The following is an 18,532-nucleotide window of genomic DNA, read 5'->3' as shown; positions in this document are numbered from 1 at the left end:
AGATTAACCCTCCACATTATGATTTTTTCTTATTCAGCAATTGATCAACATAGTCTTCTTTGTTAACTTGACGTGCACGTGCCACAGATAATGCTTTTGATGGAACATTCTCTGTAATTGTAGAGCCTGCTGCCACATAAGCACCATCTTCAACTGTTACAGGAGCAACAAGGTTTGAATTACATCCAATAAATACCCCGTTACCAATCACAGTTTTGAATTTATTCTTACCGTCATAGTTCACCGTAATTGAACCACAACCAAGATTCACGTCTTCTCCAACTTGTGCATCCCCGATATAACTTAAGTGTGAAGCTTTACTTCTATTACCAAAAACAGTTTTTTTAATTTCCACGAAGTTTCCAACGCGTACTTCATCTCCAATAACTGAATCTGGGCGAATATGTGCAAATGGACCAACCGATACTTCTGTACCTAGTTTACTATCATGTACAGTAGATTGACGAATTGTCGTACGATCTCCAATTTCACTATCGCGAATTACTGTATGCGGTCCAATTTCACAATCAGAACCAATTACAGTGTTCCCCTCAATAATTGTTCCTGGATGAAGAACTGTATCACTACCGATAATTGCATCAGCAGAAATATATGTGTTACTTGGATCAATAATCGTAACACCATTTACCATGTTCTTTCGGTTGATACGGTTTTTCATAATAATTTCCGCTTGCGATAGAGCGACTCTGTCGTTAACACCTAACGTTTCATCGAAGTGCTCTGTTTGATAAGCCGATACAATATGACCTTCATTTTTTAAAATCTCAATAACATCTGGCAGGTAATATTCACCTTGTACGTTATCATTTGAAACTTTAGAAAGTGAAGCGAATAAAGCTTTATTATCAAAACAATACGTACCTGTATTGATTTCTTTAATAGCTAATTCTTTCTCATTTGCATCCTTATGCTCAACAATCTTTTCAACATGACCATTCTCATTACGAACGATACGACCATATCCAGCAGGCTCTTCTATGTAAGCTGTTAGCACCGTTGCCATTGCCCCTGCTTCTTTATGTTGCTGAAGCAATGATTCCATTGTTTCAGCAGTTATTAGCGGCGTATCACCACAAATAACTAAAGTTGTTCCTTCTTCATTTGCAAGTACACTTGCAGCTTGATCTACAGCATGCGCTGTACCAAGTTGTTCTGCTTGTAATGCAAACTCACTTACGTTTCCTAGCTGTTCTTGTACCATTTCAGCACCATGTCCTACGACTGTTACAAGTTTCTGCAATCCTAATTGAGATACTTGATCGACAACATGTTGTACCATAGGTTTTCCACATACAGGATGAAGCACTTTGTATAGCTTAGACTTCATACGTGTGCCTTTACCTGCAGCTAGAATCACTGCAAATCTGTTTGACATATAGACCCTCCATCGCAACCTATTTATCCATTAACGATATTATCCTAAATCATCATATATTTCAAGAAACACATTTTAACTATTAAATTTTACCATAATTCTTATAAGATGTTTTACTCTTTAGTATCTTTTTTAAGAATTAAGCTATACTATTTAAAATGATTTTGAAAAAATTAGAAGTTACCTTCTTTATTTTATTTAATTTAGAATTTTCTAAACGGAATATATATATAAACACAAAAAAACAAACCCCTGTAAATGCTTACAGGAGTTTGTTGCAAAATTATAGGGCTTTCTCTAAAAAGCCCTTTTCATTCGAATTTTACGAAGCACCCGCTTCTTCAAACTCAACCTCTTCTAACTCGCCTAAACGATGATACTCTGTTAAAACCGCATCTTGAATTTTAGAGCGTGTACCAGAATTAATTGGGTGTGCAATGTCACGGAACTCTCCATCTGGAGTACGTTTACTTGGCATTGCTACAAATAATCCATTATTACCATCAATTACACGAATATCATGAACAACAAATTCATGGTCTAGAGTAATAGAGGCAATTGCTCTCATGCGGCCTTCTGTGTTTACGCGGCGTAATCTTACGTCAGTCACTTCCATCTTGTGTTCACCACCCTTTTCTAAATAAGCGATATATTTGTATAAATTCCACAAAATTTCTAATTTCCCTTTAATTTTTTAAAAATTTTTAAGATAAAAATTTTTAATGTAATTGAATATAGAGATTAGTGGAGGTTATCGCTTACAAAGAATTACTTAACTAGGGCAATTACCTCAATTTCAACTGAAACATCTTTCGGTAATTTTGCTACTTGTACACAAGAACGAGCTGGCTTATGAGCAGAGAAATAAGAGCCATATACTTCATTAACAGCATTAAAATCATCCATATCTTTTAAGAATACTGTTGTTTTTACTACTGTATCAAATGAAGCACCTGCTTCTTCTAATACTGCTTGTAAGTTTTGAAATACTTGCTCTGTTTGTACTGTTACATCTCCTGCTACAAGCTCTCCACCTGCAGTTAACGGAATTTGTCCTGAACTGTAAAACATATTATTTACAATAATCCCTTGTGAATATGGTCCAATTGCTTGTGGTGCATTGTTTGTTTGAACAACTTTCATATCTTTCACCCTTTTATTATTTATTTTTACTCTTTAAAAATAGTGCACGAAAAGCAGTTTGTCCATCTATTTTATAATTTATAAATAGAATAAAAAAAAGATAAAGCTATCAGCTTTACCTTTTTATTCCGCCTCTACAAGCCCTTCATCAAATGGTGCCAGTGAATAATTCCCCTTTTCCACTTGAATCGCTTTTTCTTTCACATCAACTTCTGACAAGCGAATTAATGATACAAAATTATTAATTAGTCTTTCTTCAATATCTGTGGATTCTACTAATACACCAATACCAACAACATTAGCCTTAAACTCTTCTAACATACTCATCATACCTTGAATTGTCCCGCCAGCTTTCATGAAGTCATCAATAATTAAAACATTTGATCCTTCTGGAAGGCTACGCTTTGCTAACGTCATTGTTTGAATTCGCTTAGAAGAACCTGATACATAGTTAATACTAACAGTTGGGCCTTCTGTTACCTTATTATCTTTTCTTGCAATTACTACCGGTACATCTAAGTAATTTGCCACCGCATAAGCAAGTGGAATACCCTTAGTTGCTACCGTCATAACCGCATCAATTGGTTGCCTAGCAAAAACAGAAGCAAACAAACGACCTGCGCCATTAATATGACGAGGATTACTTAAAAGATCTGTCATATATAAGTAACCACCAGGTAAAATACGACCTGGATTTTCAAATAGGCTACAAAGCTCTCCGATAATGAGATCTGCCTCTTCCGCACTTATATATGGTATATATTTCACTCCTCCTGCTGCTCCTGGTATCGTTTGCAATGTGCCGACCCCTTGTTGTTCAAACGTTTGCTTAATAATAACTAAATCTTCACTAATGGAAGACTTAGCTGATTGATACCTTTCAGCAAAAAAAGTGAGAGAAACTAGCTGACGAGGATTTTGTAACAAGTAATACGTCATATCGACTAATCTTGTACTTCGTCTAATTTTCATACTCTCACCTCAAATCACGAATATTCTAAACAAATCATACCGTATTATACGTCTTTATTCAAGCGTTTCTCGCTCTCCCAATAAACGTACTGCGTATACTTGTTCACAAAATCCTTTTAATCCGTTATATATACGATGCATTCGCGAATCATGGTGCACAAGGCCAAATACGGTTGGGCCACTTCCACTCATTAATACAGCATCCGCCCCAAATCGCTTCATCTGCGCCTTAATACGTGCAACTTCAGGATGCATCGCAAACGTTACATCTTCTAAAACGTTACCAACAGTATCACAAATCCCTTTGTAATCCCCAGCATTTATGACATCAACCATTTTATCTACATTTGGATGTGTAACTCGATTTAACTTTAAATTTCCATACACATCAGCAGTAGATACACCAATATGGGGTTTTGCTAAAATAACCCAACAAGAAGGCGGAGTTTTTATGTGCTCAATTTGCTCTCCTCTTCCAGTGGCAATTGCTGTCCCACCATATACGCAAAACGATACATCTGATCCAATTTCTGCACCAAGTTCTGCTAACTGGTCAATTGTAAGCCCTAAATTCCATAATTTATTAAGGCCACGTAATGTCGCCGCTGCATCACTACTTCCACCTGCTAATCCAGCTGCTACTGGAATCGTTTTTTCAATAGTAATAGATACGCCTTTTTTTACATTAAACTTCTCTTTTAATAATTTCGCTGCTTGATAAGCTAAATTTCTTTGGTCGTCTGGGACATACCGATTATGGGATAAAATTTCAATACGGTCTTCTGCTAATTCCATTAGTTCTAAACGATCCGCTAAATCAATTGTTGTCATAATCATTTTCACTTCATGATATCCGTCTTGTCTTTTTCCCAGTACATCTAACGACAGATTAATCTTTGCTGGTGCTTTCACTAGTAGCTTCAATCTATTCACCCACTCTATGTACTCAATCTTTTATCGTTTATTTTACCATAAATTTATAGTAAGACGATGACACTTCCCTAATTATAACGAAAAGCATTCAGAATGAAACTACTTATGTAAAATGATGGCACCTTTTAGAGTACAAAAAGCCGAGGAATCACTCCTCGGCTACCGTAGCATAGAAAGTATCTTACAACTACTGGTTTTGTTTCATTAATTGCTGTTCTGCAATTTCTATAGCACGTTTCACCATGTTACCAGCATCTTTCGCACGAATTCCGCCCCAGCCTTCTTTCTGAACAACATCATAAAAGCCTAGCTCTTTTGCAAGCTCTTCTTTAAATTGATTTGACATGACACCTCTTCGTCTACTCAATGCAGAGTCCCTCCTTATTTTGCTACGGTATAATTAGTATGCAAAATAATATAGCTTTTCATTTGTGGGAATATATGTAACAATACATCAATTATAAAATCACTTCATTATGAGGTTCACCATAAAATGTTAACTCTACTGTCTCTGTTAAAACATCTGCATAACTATACGATACACGTTGCAACGCATCTTCTTGCTGATCCAATTGTACAACAAAAACAGAACGGTACGTTTCTGCAAGTACCCCTGATTGTTCTACCGTTTTTCTTCTCCCACTATTTGCCTTTAACATCAGTCTCTGTCCAAGATGGTGATCTAATTCGCTTTTAATTTCATCTAAACGTTTTGACATATACTTCGTTACACCTCGCTGTAATTTAGATTGAACACTTAAAACACGATATATCTATCCCAATTATTAACCGCAACTCACAGACAATATCATTATAAAAGCATCATGCGTTCAAATAGATAGAAGAAATACTATATTGTAAAAGTATCATTATGTAGTCTGTGCGTTCTTATCTCTTTTTATCCAAGCTGATTTAAATCCTTTCCATACAAAAAAGCAAGATACATATGTACCTTGCTTATTCTTCATAATGTTGAAAGGGTAATCCAGTTCGTAAAATCCCCCTCGTCTCAATCCCGCCAAGTCCCTTTTCACCGGTAATCGTATTACGTACAACATCCCATACATTGACTCTCTCCATAAATGACGTAAAACTAATTTTACCAACCACATATACAGGATCTAGTGCGTGAATGTTAATTCTAGATGGTGAACTAGCAAAATTAGCGCCTGCTCGAATCAATGCTTCAAAGTGTGATTGACATGCCCCAGCAAAAATAACGAGTTGATCCAATGATGGATATTTTTTTCTCACTTCTCGAACAGCCTGTACAAAATGCCTTGAATGCCTATATGCTGCTAAATCTCCCTTTACCCCTTTTGATTTTGTATATGCATCGTGCCCCGTAATAACTAAAATGTCCGGACGAAAATGATCTATTAAATCTACTACCTTTTCATGCATTTCTGTTTCTTTACAATGAATACCTTGTACAGGAACACCAATTTTATTATATAAATCTAAGCACTTGCGCAAATATAACGGGTCTCCATCTATATGCAATACACGTCCTGGCATTTGAAAATAATTCACCTCACTTGTATATCCACCCGTTGAAGTGTGTTCATGCCTTTGTTTCATTAATACATAATCTTGTTGAAACAATCGATACGTACGCTCCATCGTTTCTTTCTCACGCTTTGCTCTTTTTTTATGTTCTCGTTGATCTATACTAATTAAATCTTCAAGTGGCGCATCTGCCACCAGTCTAATTTCCTCTCCAAACAATATAGCTATCTCGCCTTTTATTTCTATAATACGAAAAAGGATATCCCTATTATGAGAATATCGTTCCACTAATTCTCCAACATGTAAAGCCATTCTCCTACCTCCAAACTCATTAGGCCATCTTACCTGTTTTTAAAGTATGAATGTAGGAGCGGAAAGGTGACAAAAGGGACAGTTCAAGTTGAACTGTCCCTTCTCTATTCTTATGACAATTTATGAAGAACTAATGCATTACTTAATGTTGCAAACTCCTCGATAGATAGTGTCTCGCCTCTTCGTTTTGGATCAATTCCTACTTCTGTTAAAATTCGATCCAACAGCTCTTTATCTTTCGGGAAACCATTTAAATTATTTGATAAATTATTCATTAAAGTTTTACGACGCTGTGCAAAGCTTGCTCGTACTACTTCAAAGAAGAATGTCTCATCTGTTACTTCTACAACTGGTTTCGGACGCTTCAGAAGACGAATAATCGCAGAATCAACATTTGGTTGTGGTACAAACACTGTACGCGGTACAGTCATAACTGTTTCTACCTCTGTATAATACTGAATAGCAATGGATAAAGAACCATACTCTTTCGTTCCAGGTTTAGCAGCTAAACGATCTCCAACTTCTTTTTGCATCATAACAACAAATCCACGAACCGGTAATTTCTCTTCCAGCAATTTAAATAAAATTGGCGTTGTAATATAGTACGGTAAGTTAGCTACTACCATTACATCCTGCCCTTCCTCAAATTGCTCACTAAACACCTCATGTACATCTGCCTTTAATACATCTTTATTGATAACTGTAACGTTGTCATATGGAGCTAACGTCTCATCTAAAATCGGTAATAGTCTTTGATCAATTTCAAAAGCCACTACTTTTTTAGCACGCTTCGCTAATTGTTCTGTTAATGCACCGATACCTGGTCCAATTTCAATTGCACCACTTTCCGAACCGATTTCAGCGTGATCGACAATACGATTTAATACATTCGTATCAATTAAAAAATTTTGTCCTAAACTTTTTTTAAATGAAAATCCGTACTTTTCAACAATGTCTTTCGTACGATTTGGCGTTGCGATATCCTTCATTTTCTTTCCTCCTGTATGACTTGCTTATAAGCTTCTGCAAATGATTCTTTTGAAACTTGAAACATTTGTAAACGTTTATGTAACTGTTTTGCGTTTGTATAACCAATCTTTAATAGCTTACCCATTCTTTCTCTGCGACTCTTTGCCATTTCTCCGCCCACTAAACCTGCATCGACTAGATCGCTCCAACTAATTTCACTTGTGTAAGCTTCCATTTCTTCATGTATATTCTCTAAAGCACGGCGAATTGATTCATTAGAAGCATGTTCAATTCCGACACCCTTTTTCCTTTTAGCAAGTGCTTCTTCCTTCGGTAAAAAGGCATGTTTACATCCAGGCACCTTATCAGAAATAATTTTTCTAATACGCTCTCCAGGATAATCCGGATCTGTAAAAATAATAACGCCTCGTTTTTGCAGCGCTAATTTAACTTGCTCAATAACATGATCACCGATTGCTGAACCGTTCGTTTCAATTGTATCCGCATCAACAGCACGCTTAATCGCAACTGTATCATCTTTACCTTCTACAACGATAATCTCTTTAATTTTCATGCTTGCCTCCACACTCGTTTCGTCTCTACTTAGTAAAACAAAAAAATGACGACTTTTCCATTATTATTTTCCCCATTCTTACATTTTAAAAAATAGAATGTCTAAAACTTTGTTCTCTCTCCTTATTGTAACACTTCCTCATTCGCCTTTATTTTCTCTATCACTCCTGCTGTTTTTTCACAAAAATAAAAAAGAATGGGTTCTCCCACTCCTTTTATTCAACACCAAATAAAGCTTTTGCATTTTTTGTTGTTACTTCTGCTACTTCCTCATAAGAAATCCCTTTTAAGTTCGCAATTTCTTCAGCCACAAGTTTTACATAACTCGGTTCATTTCGTTTCCCTCGAAATGGATGTGGTGTTAAATATGGACAATCCGTCTCTATTAACAATTTCTCTAACGGAATCTCCGTAGCTACTTCTTTCGGTTTCTTGGCATTTTTAAATGTCACTGGTCCGCCTAACGAAATTAAAAAGTTCATATCAACACATCGCTCTGCTACTTCTACGCTGCCGCTAAAGCAATGCATAATGCCTCCCACTTCAGCTGCATTCTCTTCTTCTAGAATATCAACAATATCTTGAGTTGCATCGCGGTTATGTATAATAATCGGCAATTTTACCTTTTTCGCTAATGCAATTTGTTTACGGAATACTTCCTTCTGTATTTCTTTTGGAGACTTATCCCAGTGATAATCTAAACCCATTTCTCCAAGTGCAACTACTTTAGGATGGGAAGCAAGTTCTTCTAACCAAGCTAAATGTTCTTCTGTCATGTCAATTGCATCAACTGGATGCCATCCAACCGCAGCGTAAATAAAATCATAGGCTTCAGCTAATTCAATCGCTTTTTTTATCGTTACTTCATCAAAACCAACAACAACTGTATAAGTAACTCCTGCTTCTTTCATTCGTGCAATAACTTCTTGCAAATCTTCTTCAAATTGCTCTGCATTCAAATGTGAATGTGTATCAAACAACATAATACATAGCTCCTTTTATATTGAAATCAAGTTTATTCTACAAAAATAAATTCTTTATTAACTTAACGATAACAATACTACAATTTTAATGCAAAAATGGAGAGTGTAAAAAGAAAAAAGACGCTTCACACATGTTACACGTGAAACATCTCTTTTCTTGTCTTAATTACTTGATTTTTGTACCATTTGGTATATTTTGGTCAATCGATGCTAATGACAATACGCCATTCTCTTCACCCGCTAAAATCATACCTTGCGATAATTCACCGCGTAATTTTACAGGTTTTAAGTTTGTTACACAAATAACCTTTTTACCTTTTAGGTCTTCTGGCGAATAGAATTTTGCAATTCCAGAAACAACTTGACGCTTTTCTGTGCCTAAGTCTAGTTGGATTTTTAACAACTTGTCCGCTTTTTTCACGGATTCAGCAGATAATACTTCAGCTACGCGTAATTCTACTTTAAAGAAATCATCAATTGTAATTTCTTCTGCCTTCGGTTCTTCTTCTTTTTTCTCTTCTACTTTAGGAGCAGAGGCCTTCATTTGTTCTTTAATGTACTCTACCTCTACTTCCATTTCTAAACGTGGGAAAATTGGTTGTCCCTTTTCTACTTTCGTTCCAGCTGGAATACAGCCAACTGTAGATAGACTTTCCCAAGACTTATGTGCTTCTTCAGTAAGGCCAAGCTGAGCAAACATCTTGCTTGGTGCTACTGTTAAGAATGGCATAAGCATAATACCTGTTTGACGAAGTACTTCTGCTAAATGGGCCATTACAGAAGCTAACTTTTCACGATCATTCTCATCTTTTGCTAATACCCATGGTTGTGTTTCATCAATATATTTATTTGTACGGCTAACCAATTGCCAAATTGAACTTAACGCTACAGAGAATTCCATATTCTCCATTGCTTCTTCTACTTTTTTCAATGTATCCTGTGCAAACGTTACTAACGTTTCATCGAATTCCGTTACATTTGCTTTAAATGCAGGGATTTCTCCGTTAAAGTATTTATCAATCATAGCTACTGTACGATTTAATAAGTTACCTAAGTCATTTGCTAAGTCGAAATTAATACGCTCCACGAATCCTTCTGGTGTGAATACGCCATCAGATCCGAATGGAACTTCACGAAGTAAGTAATAACGTAATGCATCTAATCCATAACGATCAATTAATGTAACTGGATCTACTACGTTTCCTTTTGACTTACTCATCTTTCCATCCTTCATTAAAATCCAACCATGAGCAAAGACTTTTTTCGGAAGCGGTAAATCTAATGCCATTAAAATGATTGGCCAATAAATTGTATGGAAACGAACGATTTCTTTTCCAACTAAGTGCACATCAGCCGGCCAGAACTTTTTATACATCTCTTCATTTTCTGTTCCATAACCTAATGCTGTAATGTAGTTAGATAATGCGTCAACCCATACGTAAATAACGTGTTTTGGGTTACCTGGAACACGAACTCCCCAGTCAAATGAAGTACGAGAAACAGCTAAATCTTCTAAGCCTGGTTTAATGAAGTTATTAATCATTTCATTCTTGCGAGACTCTGGCTGAATGAAATGTGGATTATCTTCATAGAATTTTAATAGTCTGTCGACATATTTACCCATTCTAAAGAAATACGATTCTTCACGAACAAGTTCTACATCATGACCACTATCTGGGCTTTTTCCTCCAACTACTTTGTCACCTTCCATAATTGGATCTACTAATTGATGCTCTGTATAGAATGTCTCATCTTGTACAGAATACCAACCTTCATATTCATCAAGATAAATATCACCTTGATCTACTAGTTGCTTGAAGATTTTTTCAACAACATCTTTATGACGATCTTCAGTTGTACGAATAAAATCATCATAAGAGATATCCATCTTCTCCCAAAGTTCTTTAATTCCTGCAACAATGTTATCCACATATGCCTGTGGTGTAACGTTTAATTCTTCTGCCTTCTTTTGAATCTTCTGTCCATGCTCATCAGTTCCTGTTAAATAATGAACATTATATCCTTGCATGCGCTTATATCGTGCCATCGCATCTCCTGCTACTGTTGTATAAGCATGTCCAATGTGTAATTTTCCACTTGGATAATAAATTGGGGTAGTAATATAAAAGGACTTGTTTTCCTCTGTCATTGTTTTGGACCTCCCGGATAACCTCATATGTATTTATAAACAGTATATCAAAAACTTATATATAAAGTGAAACTTTAATCTGTGGGGTTTTGTTCACTCCCGCGGATTATTAGCCCGCACCAATCGAGCTTTTACAAGCAGCCCGATCCCACTTGACTTCTTTCCTCCAGCCGAATTTTGAAATGGGAATCTTACTGCTCGTTAACTCGGGATAAAAAACGAGTTAATACCTAGTATCTTTATCATCTAATACTCATATTTCAAGAAAATATACAATCCTCATTTATAATTTATAAATTTTTCAGAAAATAAAGTGAAATAATAGTAGAAATTACTCGCATTCTATTATATATAAGAAGTAAGAAATCTATAAATCTTTTTAAAAAATATAGAATTAAAGAATTGACGGAAATGTAAATGATTGGTATCATATGTCCATAGGGTATTTTGTCGAAAAATGACGAATCTAGAAAATAGACTCGAAACTTATAAACTATTTCTTTAGGAGGAAAAGAATTATGAAATCTACTGGTATCGTTCGTAAAGTTGATGAATTAGGTCGTGTGGTAATTCCGATCGAATTACGCCGTACTTTAGGTATTGCAGAAAAGGATGCTCTTGAAATCTACGTTGATGACGAGAAAATCATCTTAAAAAAATATAAGCCAAACATGACTTGCCAAGTAACTGGCGAAGTATCTGATGGTAACCTATCTTTAGCTGAAGGTAAAATTATCTTAAGCAAAGAAGGCGCTGAGCAAATCTTAAACGAACTTCAAGATTATATCGAAACAGCAAAATAAGCTTCTCAATTATGAGAAGCTTATTTTTTATCGACATGATAGATTTGATATACATCGCGTTTCGACAAATCTCGATCTTTAGCGACTGTTTTTATTGCCTCTTTTGAATTCATACCTTTTTCGTTTATATAATGTTCAATATGATTATATACCGAGATAGATTCCCACCATTGTTCTTCTGGGGCAGGTTCTTCCGTTGAACCAGCTACTAAAATACAAAACTCGCCACGAACTTCATTTTGTTTCGTCCACTCAATTGCTTCTTCGATTGTTCCTCGAATAAATTCCTCGAATTTTTTCGTTAACTCTCGACATAATACAATTTCTCTATTTCCCAACACTTCTTGCATCGAGATTAAAGTATCATCTAAACGATGAGGTGCTTCATAAAACATCATTGTAGTTTGTACATAACGAAGCTTCTCTAACTCCATTTTTCTTTCTTTCTTATTTCTTTGTAAAAATCCATAGAAATAAAATTGTTTTGTTTCAAGACCTGACGCAATTAATGCTGTAAGGGCCGCATTTGCCCCAGGAAGCGGGACAACATGATATTGTTCCGCTACAGCCTCTACAACAATATCGTAACCTGGATCGGAAATACACGGCATACCAGCATCACTAACAAGTGCCACAGTCTTTCCTACGTCTAACTTCTCTAATATTTTCTTCCCACTTACTTCCTTATTATGCTCATGGTAACTCATAACAGGGGTTTCGATTTCGAAATAATTACAAAGTTTTTTCGTTTGCCTCGTATCTTCAGCAGCAATTAAATCAGCTTCTTTTAAAATTCGAATTGCACGAAATGTCATATCTTCTAAATTTCCAATAGGAGTTGGTACTAAATATAAAACTCCCTTTTCATTTTGTTGAAAGCTTTTTTGTTGCCACATAGCGTTCTCCTTTTTGCATATATTCTTCTTTTTGTTTTCTACTTAATTGCTTAAAATAATACTCTGCTTGCATAGCTGTACGCTTATCTTCATGAAATTCTACGTATTTTAAAACAACAGGAAGTCTAGCACGCGTATACCTAGCCCCTTTTCCACTATTATGGGTCTGAATTCGCTTCTCTATATGATTTGTATATCCAGCATAATAACTGCCATCAGAGCACTCTACTACATAAAAACAATGCTTATTCTTCTCCATATAAAATTGAACGAATCTCCTTTGTATATTCATTATTTTCTTCATATACAAAAAGAGGTGGCAATATTTTCAAATCTGCGTTTCCGTCCTTAATTCCTTCAATTAACAATGTATTCGCTTCTTTCCCTGCCTTAGGATAAACAAATCGTACACGCTTTGGTTCAATTTTGTATTTACGCATTAATGTAACAATATCTAGTAAACGACCTGGACGATGTACAAATGCTACTTTCCCGCCTTGCTTTACTAGCTGACTACTTGCAGATACAACATCCTCTAATGTACACATAATTTCATGACGAGCTATTGCTAAATGTTCATTCATATTTTTCTCAGACGTTGCAGGTGTTTGAAAATAAGGTGGATTACATGTGACAACATCATATTGATGACGTCCAAGTTTCTCTGGCATATCTTTCAAATCCCCGTGTATTAAGTGAATTCTTTCTTCTAACTTATTGTATTGAACGCTTCTTATTCCCATATCATATAAACGTTCTTGAATTTCCACACCTGTAATATTCCCTTTCGTTCTTGTACTTAATAGAAGGGGCACAACTGCGTTACCTGTACACAAATCAAGTAAATTACCTTTTTGAATTGGTACCCAAGCAAAATCTGCAAGTAAAACAGCATCTAAAGAAAAATTAAATACTGATGGGCTTTGTACGATCTTCATATCTTGCGCTAATAAGTAATCTAAACGTTCATCTTCATATAAATTCATGTGTTACTCCTTTTCTTACACTTAACCTACCCTATTTCATCTTCCACTAATAAAAAACATATTTCATTCTACTCTCATGTATAAAAAATTACCTTTCCAATTATCATTGGAAAGGTAATTTCACTTTTTATTTAAAAATGACAGGCAGAATAAACAATCTCCCTCTTTACGTACACTTCCATAATGCAGATTACAAATATGAAAACCTTCTTGATATAGTCTTGCTAAGTTATCGTAGCCTTCACCAATATCAGTTGTCTTTGGTTTCACTTCTTTACGTTTTTGAGTTTTTTGTTTTTCTTTAATCTGCACTTCTTCAAAGCGGTGTCGCAAATTTTCATTTTCCATTTTTATATGTTGATTTTCTTCCAACAACTCTGCAAGATGTTGTTTTAATTCTCCCAACTGTTTGTATAAATGTCCAATTTGCTCTTCCATACTAGAAACCGATGCAAAAATATCTTTTTTCTCCACAAGCACCCACCTCATTAATCTGTGGTTTGACTCGAAACGACCCCTTTATTCACTAACTCATCTAACGTATATTCTACTATCCGTTCCTTGTCTACTAGTTCCACTTGAATTAATCTTTCTAAAATATTTAATCCGATAACACGGCCAGTACCATGCGGGGTTTGTATACGTTGATCTAAATCCGGAAGTTGTTCCTTTGCTGCCTCATATTCATCATTCTCATATTTTAAGCAACACATTAAACGACCACATAAACCAGAGATTTTTGCAGGATTTAATGATAAATTTTGATCCTTTGCCATCTTAATAGATACAGGTTCAAAATCACCTAAAAAAGTAGAACAACAAAGCATACGACCACATGGACCAATACCACCAAGCATTTTCGCTTCATCACGAACACCAATTTGTCTTAGTTCAATTCTTGTCCTAAAAATTGCTGCTAAGTCCTTCACCAGTTCGCGGAAATCAATCCGACCATCCGCAGTAAAGTAGAAAATAATCTTATTGCGATCGAACGTATACTCTACATCTACAAGTTTCATATCAAGATTATGCTCTACTACCTTTTGCTGACAAACTTGATATGCTTCTTTCGCAGCATGTTTGTTCTCTTCAACAATGGTACGATCATTTTCATTTGCAATACGAATAACCTTTTTTAGCGGTAATACAACGTCGTTCTCATCAACTTGCTTTTTGGTAATAACTACTTTTCCGTACTCAATACCCCTTACTGTTTCTACAATTACAAACTCATTTTCAGAGATATCGAACTGATTCGGATCAAAGTAATATACCTTTCCGGCCTTCTTAAAGCGAACACCTACTACATCATACAAAACGGTCATCCCTCCTGCAACCGCAACACTAACTGTTCGAACACAAGCTGCGCATTTACATTAGCGTTGATTCTATTTTTTGCCTCTAATATATTAAAGAGAGCTGATACAATGCGCTTCTGAGCATAGGAGAAAGATTCAAACATCTCTTTCTGCTCATGAAAAACAAGACGATCTTCTTCTCCAAGTTGAACATATAATAAATCCTTATAAATAAGGAGTAACATATCTAAACCTTGCTGTAATTGTTCTTTCTCTCCAAAGTGTTTTCCCCATTTTTCTTGTACAAAAAAAATAGAGGCTTTATCCTTTTCGAGCGCTTCACATAATTTTATCACTAAAGCTCGTGCTTGTGCAAACCATTCATCACTACATAAAGCTAAAGCTTCATCAAAACTATTCGTGAGTTGTGCAGCAAGTGTGGATAAAGGTGCCGTAATACCTTCATCCTGTAATCTTCTAATTAAAGATTCCGTAGGTAATGGTCTAAATGTAACAACTTGACAGCGAGATAAAATCGTATTTAAAATTTGATGACTTTGTTCAGTAAGTAAAATAGCTGTTGTATCACTACTTGGTTCTTCTAAAAATTTCAAGAGTGTATTCGCTGCATTTGCTGTCATACGATCTGCGTGCTCAATAATATATACTTTTTTATTTGCCTCTAATCCTGTTTTTGAAAACTCTTCTTGTAAATCATGAATTTGTTGCTTCTTAATAGATAATCCGTCTGGTTTTACAATATGTAAGTTCGGGTAGTTACCTGAATCAATTCGCTTACAATTTGTACATACATGACAAGGCTCTACCCCATTCCGCTGAGAACAGAGGAAACTCTTTGCCATTTGAATTGCCGTCGCAAACTTTCCTGTCCCTTTCCCTCCCTCTAACAAGTAAGCGTGGGATATACGCTCTTTTGCAATGCTATTCATCAACATTTTTACACCGATGGGTTGTATAGCAGAAAGCTGCTCCCACGTCTTCGTCATAATGCATACCTCACTTATTTCATTCTTTCCTTCTATTATAACAATTTATCTTCTATAATCTGAACAACTTCTTCTATAAGTTTTTCCATTGGTTGATCAGCATTTACTAATACAATACGATCTGAGAAACGTTCTACAACTTGTAAATATCCTTCACGCACACGTTTATGGAAAGAGATATCTTCCATATCTAATCGATTCACTTCACGTCCTGCATCTTTTTCAATTCGAGCTAAGCCAACCTCTGGCTCAATATCTAAGTAAATCGTTAAACTAGGCATACAGTCCTCTGTTGCGAAACGATTGATTTCAAATACTTTATCCATACCTAACCCTCTTGCATATCCTTGATACGCTAAAGAGCTATCTATAAAACGATCACATAATACAAGGTAGTCCTCGTTAAGCGCTGGCATAACTTTTTCCACTAAATGTTGTCTACGTGCAGCAGCATACAGAAGCGCCTCTGTACGTGCTTCCATCATCGTATATTCTTGTTTATGTAAAATCGTTCTAATATCCTCAGAAATTGCAATACCACCTGGTTCTCTCGTCGCCATTACCTTTTGTTCTTTTTGTTCAAAGTATGGCAATAAACTTTTAATTAACGTTGTTTTACCCGAACCTTCTGGACCTTCAATTGTTACAAATAATCCCTTCATCCTAAAACCTACTTTCTATATCATACACTTTCATATATTTCGTGCTACCTTGAAAACGAGCGCCTGCTTTCTCTAAATACATAATTTGCTCTTTATGTTCTGAAGTAATTCTTTCCCCATACATAATCAATGGAATGCCAGGAGGATACGGAATTACCATTTCCGCCGCTATCATCCCAACTGCTTCTTCTACAGATACTACTTTTGTTTCGTATCCTTCCAGTTGTTTATATGTATACGGTAGAGGAGAAATTTCTCCTCTATAAGTATAACGAATAGATTCCTTCTTGTCTTTCACCTCATAATATTGCAATGCCACTTGGATCATCTCTATAGCCTTCATATACTCCTTATTTACTTGTAAGGGCAAAATAAATAAGACATTATATGGATCTGCCATTTCTGTATATATACCTACCTTTTCAAATACAGACTGTAATTCGTATCCTGATAACTGACAACGTGTCTGTACGGTAACCTTTAACTCGTCTTGTAATGGGTATTGTAAAATAGCTATTTGTGGAATAGAACTCAATGCTTCTTTAAATTCCCGTAAAAACCCGGCAATTTCATCATGTCCCTTTTCTTTTATACCGGCTATTGTAAAGCGTGCAATATCAAGAGAAGTCATAATTGGATAAGATGGACTACTAGATTGTAGCATACTTAAATAAGTAGAAACTTTTTCTTCTTTCACCAGGTGACTATTTATATGTAAATAGGATCCCATCGTCATCGCGGGTAATGTTTTATGTGCAGAATGAACTACAATATCTGCACCATATGCTAACGCTGACTTTGGAAATGCTCCTCCTAAACAAAAATGGGCTCCATGTGCCTCATCTACTAAAACAGGGATTTTATGTGCATGTGCATAAGCAATGCTTGCCTCTAGATCCATCCCCATACCATAATAATTAGGATGCGTTAAAATGAGTGCTTTAGCATTTGGATATTTTTCAATTGCTTCCTTAATAATTTCATCATGAATTCCCACTGGTACGTTATAAGCTTCATCAATCCATGGATCTAAAAAAATTGGATTTGCTCCCGCTAATTTTAAACCATTAATAATTGATTTATGACAATTTCTTTGCACAAGAACAATGTCATGTTCTCCGCAACAAGACAAAATCATTGCTAGGTTCCCCACTGTTGAACCATTAATTAAAAAATAACTTTTTTCCACTTCATATACATCAGCTAATAATTGTTGTGCCTCATCTATACATTCAAACGGACTATGTAAATCATCTAACCCTGACAACTCAGTTACATCGATAGATAGTATATCTTTAAACTCCTCTACTACCTCCTGAGGGAAGTTTAAACCATTTTTATGACCTGGGACATGAAAGGACAACGGCCCTCTTTCTTTAAACTCTTTTAATGCCTCATATAAAGGTATGCGATTTTGATTCATCTATATCTCTTCCTTATTATTTCATTCTTTCTCTATTATACAGAACAAAAAAAATAATAGGCATACGCCTATTTAAAAATATGATACTTCTAATTTCCGAAGCTGTTTTAAATAATATATATACTTCGGATCATTTGTCTCCGTATTTACCATATCCTTTTCACATTCATAACATATCAAATTATTATAAACATATATCCCTTCTTTTCTTTCTGTCTCACAAACAATACAAACTTCATTTTGTGATTTCATAACCTTCCCTCCCTATTTAAATGGACATATTTTATATTTCTATTCCTTAACAATTTACAGAAAAATATACATCAATCTCTTATATAATATGATTAATCCTTGGGCAACGTGTTTGTATTACCATTACTTCTTTTTGCGTACTGTTTGAAAACACAAAAAAAACACAAGTCAAAAGACTTGTGTTTTTAATTGCTTGGCGACGTCCTACTCTCACAGGGACAAGGTCCCAACTACCATCGGCGCTAGAGAGCTTAACTTCCGTGTTC

23 protein-coding genes are annotated in these 18,532 nt (G+C 35.5%); 1 reads left to right on the top strand and 22 read right to left on the bottom strand.

Annotation, left to right across the window (positions count from 1 at the left end; translation table 11 throughout):
• Window positions 1–16: 16 nt before the first annotated feature.
• The 12 genes from glmU to metG form a co-directional block, all read right to left on the bottom strand.
• Window positions 17–1,396 (bottom strand): bifunctional UDP-N-acetylglucosamine diphosphorylase/glucosamine-1-phosphate N-acetyltransferase GlmU, encoded by a 1,380-nt coding sequence (glmU, locus tag FS742_RS26515; RefSeq protein WP_061678915.1) that lies wholly within the window; start codon window positions 1,394–1,396, stop codon window positions 17–19.
• A 322-nt stretch (window positions 1,397–1,718) separates the two neighbouring features.
• Window positions 1,719–2,012, bottom strand: coding sequence for a septation regulator SpoVG (gene spoVG / locus FS742_RS26510; protein WP_000454041.1), 294 nt, complete (start codon window positions 2,010–2,012; stop codon window positions 1,719–1,721).
• Window positions 2,013–2,164: 152 nt separating this feature from the next.
• Window positions 2,165–2,539, bottom strand: coding sequence for a RidA family protein (locus FS742_RS26505; RefSeq protein WP_048526389.1), 375 nt, complete (start codon window positions 2,537–2,539; stop codon window positions 2,165–2,167).
• A 123-nt stretch (window positions 2,540–2,662) separates the two neighbouring features.
• Window positions 2,663–3,511 carry a pur operon repressor gene (gene purR / locus FS742_RS26500; RefSeq protein ID WP_061678916.1) on the bottom strand — a complete coding sequence of 283 codons (849 nt, stop codon included), beginning with the start codon at window positions 3,509–3,511 and terminating at the stop codon, window positions 2,663–2,665.
• Between the two features lie 54 nt (window positions 3,512–3,565).
• Window positions 3,566–4,435, bottom strand: a complete 870-nt coding sequence (gene ispE / locus FS742_RS26495; RefSeq protein WP_000772094.1) for a 4-(cytidine 5'-diphospho)-2-C-methyl-D-erythritol kinase — start codon at window positions 4,433–4,435, stop codon at window positions 3,566–3,568.
• A 196-nt stretch (window positions 4,436–4,631) separates the two neighbouring features.
• Window positions 4,632–4,811: an acid-soluble spore protein SspF gene (gene sspF, locus FS742_RS26490; protein WP_001985066.1), complete on the bottom strand. Its 180-nt coding sequence runs from the start codon at window positions 4,809–4,811 to the stop codon at window positions 4,632–4,634.
• A 91-nt stretch (window positions 4,812–4,902) separates the two neighbouring features.
• Window positions 4,903–5,163: a biofilm formation stimulator Veg gene (gene veg / locus FS742_RS26485; protein ID WP_000044349.1), complete on the bottom strand. Its 261-nt coding sequence runs from the start codon at window positions 5,161–5,163 to the stop codon at window positions 4,903–4,905.
• Window positions 5,164–5,401: 238 nt separating this feature from the next.
• Window positions 5,402–6,265 (bottom strand): sporulation peptidase YabG, encoded by an 864-nt coding sequence (gene yabG, locus FS742_RS26480; RefSeq protein WP_001173738.1) that lies wholly within the window; start codon window positions 6,263–6,265, stop codon window positions 5,402–5,404.
• A 110-nt stretch (window positions 6,266–6,375) separates the two neighbouring features.
• Window positions 6,376–7,254, bottom strand: coding sequence for a 16S rRNA (adenine(1518)-N(6)/adenine(1519)-N(6))-dimethyltransferase RsmA (gene rsmA, locus FS742_RS26475; protein WP_144616340.1), 879 nt, complete (start codon window positions 7,252–7,254; stop codon window positions 6,376–6,378).
• Window positions 7,251–7,808, bottom strand: coding sequence for a ribonuclease M5 (rnmV, locus tag FS742_RS26470; RefSeq protein WP_000692830.1), 558 nt, complete (start codon window positions 7,806–7,808; stop codon window positions 7,251–7,253). The genes rsmA and rnmV overlap by 4 nt, the downstream gene beginning before the upstream one ends.
• A gap of 214 nt (window positions 7,809–8,022) precedes the next feature.
• Window positions 8,023–8,790 (bottom strand): TatD family hydrolase, encoded by a 768-nt coding sequence (locus tag FS742_RS26465; protein ID WP_000895831.1) that lies wholly within the window; start codon window positions 8,788–8,790, stop codon window positions 8,023–8,025.
• 166 nt (window positions 8,791–8,956) lie between these two features.
• Entirely contained in the window at window positions 8,957–10,939 is a 1,983-nt protein-coding gene (gene metG, locus FS742_RS26460) for a methionine--tRNA ligase (RefSeq protein WP_144616339.1), read from the bottom strand.
• A 518-nt stretch (window positions 10,940–11,457) separates the two neighbouring features.
• Between metG and FS742_RS26455 the strand changes: the two genes are divergently transcribed.
• A complete protein-coding gene (locus FS742_RS26455; RefSeq protein ID WP_000843036.1) occupies window positions 11,458–11,742 on the top strand; it encodes an AbrB/MazE/SpoVT family DNA-binding domain-containing protein in 285 nt (94 codons plus the stop codon).
• 20 nt (window positions 11,743–11,762) lie between these two features.
• Here FS742_RS26455 and rsmI read toward each other — a convergent pair whose 3' ends face one another.
• The 10 genes from rsmI to FS742_RS27830 form a co-directional block, all read right to left on the bottom strand.
• Window positions 11,763–12,638 (bottom strand): 16S rRNA (cytidine(1402)-2'-O)-methyltransferase, encoded by an 876-nt coding sequence (rsmI, locus tag FS742_RS26450; protein ID WP_144616337.1) that lies wholly within the window; start codon window positions 12,636–12,638, stop codon window positions 11,763–11,765.
• Window positions 12,607–12,897, bottom strand: coding sequence for a GIY-YIG nuclease family protein (locus FS742_RS26445; RefSeq protein ID WP_144616335.1), 291 nt, complete (start codon window positions 12,895–12,897; stop codon window positions 12,607–12,609). Before FS742_RS26445 ends, rsmI begins: the two co-directional genes overlap by 32 nt.
• Entirely contained in the window at window positions 12,884–13,624 is a 741-nt protein-coding gene (locus tag FS742_RS26440; RefSeq protein ID WP_061678923.1) for a tRNA1(Val) (adenine(37)-N6)-methyltransferase, read from the bottom strand. The genes FS742_RS26445 and FS742_RS26440 overlap by 14 nt, the downstream gene beginning before the upstream one ends.
• Before the next feature lie 120 nt (window positions 13,625–13,744).
• Window positions 13,745–14,098, bottom strand: coding sequence for a DNA replication initiation control protein YabA (gene yabA, locus FS742_RS26435; protein ID WP_000412057.1), 354 nt, complete (start codon window positions 14,096–14,098; stop codon window positions 13,745–13,747).
• A gap of 14 nt (window positions 14,099–14,112) precedes the next feature.
• Window positions 14,113–14,940 carry a PSP1 domain-containing protein gene (locus FS742_RS26430; protein ID WP_000272429.1) on the bottom strand — a complete coding sequence of 276 codons (828 nt, stop codon included), beginning with the start codon at window positions 14,938–14,940 and terminating at the stop codon, window positions 14,113–14,115.
• A 5-nt stretch (window positions 14,941–14,945) separates the two neighbouring features.
• Window positions 14,946–15,929: a DNA polymerase III subunit delta' gene (holB, locus tag FS742_RS26425; RefSeq protein ID WP_144616333.1), complete on the bottom strand. Its 984-nt coding sequence runs from the start codon at window positions 15,927–15,929 to the stop codon at window positions 14,946–14,948.
• A 35-nt stretch (window positions 15,930–15,964) separates the two neighbouring features.
• A complete protein-coding gene (gene tmk, locus FS742_RS26420; protein WP_098344100.1) occupies window positions 15,965–16,591 on the bottom strand; it encodes a dTMP kinase in 627 nt (208 codons plus the stop codon).
• A 1-nt stretch (window position 16,592) separates the two neighbouring features.
• Window positions 16,593–18,014, bottom strand: a complete 1,422-nt coding sequence (locus FS742_RS26415; protein WP_144616331.1) for an aminotransferase class I/II-fold pyridoxal phosphate-dependent enzyme — start codon at window positions 18,012–18,014, stop codon at window positions 16,593–16,595.
• 72 nt (window positions 18,015–18,086) lie between these two features.
• Window positions 18,087–18,266 (bottom strand): sigma factor G inhibitor Gin, encoded by a 180-nt coding sequence (locus tag FS742_RS26410; RefSeq protein ID WP_000842028.1) that lies wholly within the window; start codon window positions 18,264–18,266, stop codon window positions 18,087–18,089.
• A 79-nt stretch (window positions 18,267–18,345) separates the two neighbouring features.
• On the bottom strand, window positions 18,346–18,532 hold a 187-nt coding region (locus FS742_RS27830), incomplete at its 5' end, for a hypothetical protein (RefSeq protein ID WP_222124850.1).

This window comes from Bacillus cereus (genome assembly GCF_007678085.1).
GTDB classification, from domain to species: Bacteria; Bacillota; Bacilli; order Bacillales; family Bacillaceae_G; genus Bacillus_A; species Bacillus_A cereus_BE.
This window is presented reverse-complemented; position numbering and strand designations above follow the sequence as displayed.

Bases quoted from the DNA above. Each gene is read 5' to 3' on its own strand.
- FS742_RS26440 (WP_061678923.1), bottom strand. From the start codon at position 13,624: ATGAATTTATATGAAGATGAACGTTTAGATTACTTATTAGCGCAAGAT.
- metG (WP_144616339.1), bottom strand. From the start codon at position 10,939: ATGACAGAGGAAAACAAGTCCTTTTATATTACTACCCCAATTTATTAT.
- spoVG (WP_000454041.1), bottom strand. From the start codon at position 2,012: ATGGAAGTGACTGACGTAAGATTACGCCGCGTAAACACAGAAGGCCGC.
- rsmI (WP_144616337.1), bottom strand. From the start codon at position 12,638: ATGTGGCAACAAAAAAGCTTTCAACAAAATGAAAAGGGAGTTTTATAT.
- yabG (WP_001173738.1), bottom strand. From the start codon at position 6,265: ATGGCTTTACATGTTGGAGAATTAGTGGAACGATATTCTCATAATAGG.
- veg (WP_000044349.1), bottom strand. From the start codon at position 5,163: ATGTCAAAACGTTTAGATGAAATTAAAAGCGAATTAGATCACCATCTT.
- glmU (WP_061678915.1), bottom strand. From the start codon at position 1,396: ATGTCAAACAGATTTGCAGTGATTCTAGCTGCAGGTAAAGGCACACGT.
- rsmA (WP_144616340.1), bottom strand. From the start codon at position 7,254: ATGAAGGATATCGCAACGCCAAATCGTACGAAAGACATTGTTGAAAAG.
- FS742_RS26415 (WP_144616331.1), bottom strand. From the start codon at position 18,014: ATGAATCAAAATCGCATACCTTTATATGAGGCATTAAAAGAGTTTAAA.
- FS742_RS26505 (WP_048526389.1), bottom strand. From the start codon at position 2,539: ATGAAAGTTGTTCAAACAAACAATGCACCACAAGCAATTGGACCATAT.
- holB (WP_144616333.1), bottom strand. From the start codon at position 15,929: ATGACGAAGACGTGGGAGCAGCTTTCTGCTATACAACCCATCGGTGTA.
- FS742_RS26410 (WP_000842028.1), bottom strand. From the start codon at position 18,266: ATGAAATCACAAAATGAAGTTTGTATTGTTTGTGAGACAGAAAGAAAA.
- FS742_RS26455 (WP_000843036.1), top strand. From the start codon at position 11,458: ATGAAATCTACTGGTATCGTTCGTAAAGTTGATGAATTAGGTCGTGTG.
- purR (WP_061678916.1), bottom strand. From the start codon at position 3,511: ATGAAAATTAGACGAAGTACAAGATTAGTCGATATGACGTATTACTTG.
- tmk (WP_098344100.1), bottom strand. From the start codon at position 16,591: ATGAAGGGATTATTTGTAACAATTGAAGGTCCAGAAGGTTCGGGTAAA.
- rnmV (WP_000692830.1), bottom strand. From the start codon at position 7,808: ATGAAAATTAAAGAGATTATCGTTGTAGAAGGTAAAGATGATACAGTT.
- FS742_RS26465 (WP_000895831.1), bottom strand. From the start codon at position 8,790: ATGTTGTTTGATACACATTCACATTTGAATGCAGAGCAATTTGAAGAA.
- FS742_RS26445 (WP_144616335.1), bottom strand. From the start codon at position 12,897: ATGGAGAAGAATAAGCATTGTTTTTATGTAGTAGAGTGCTCTGATGGC.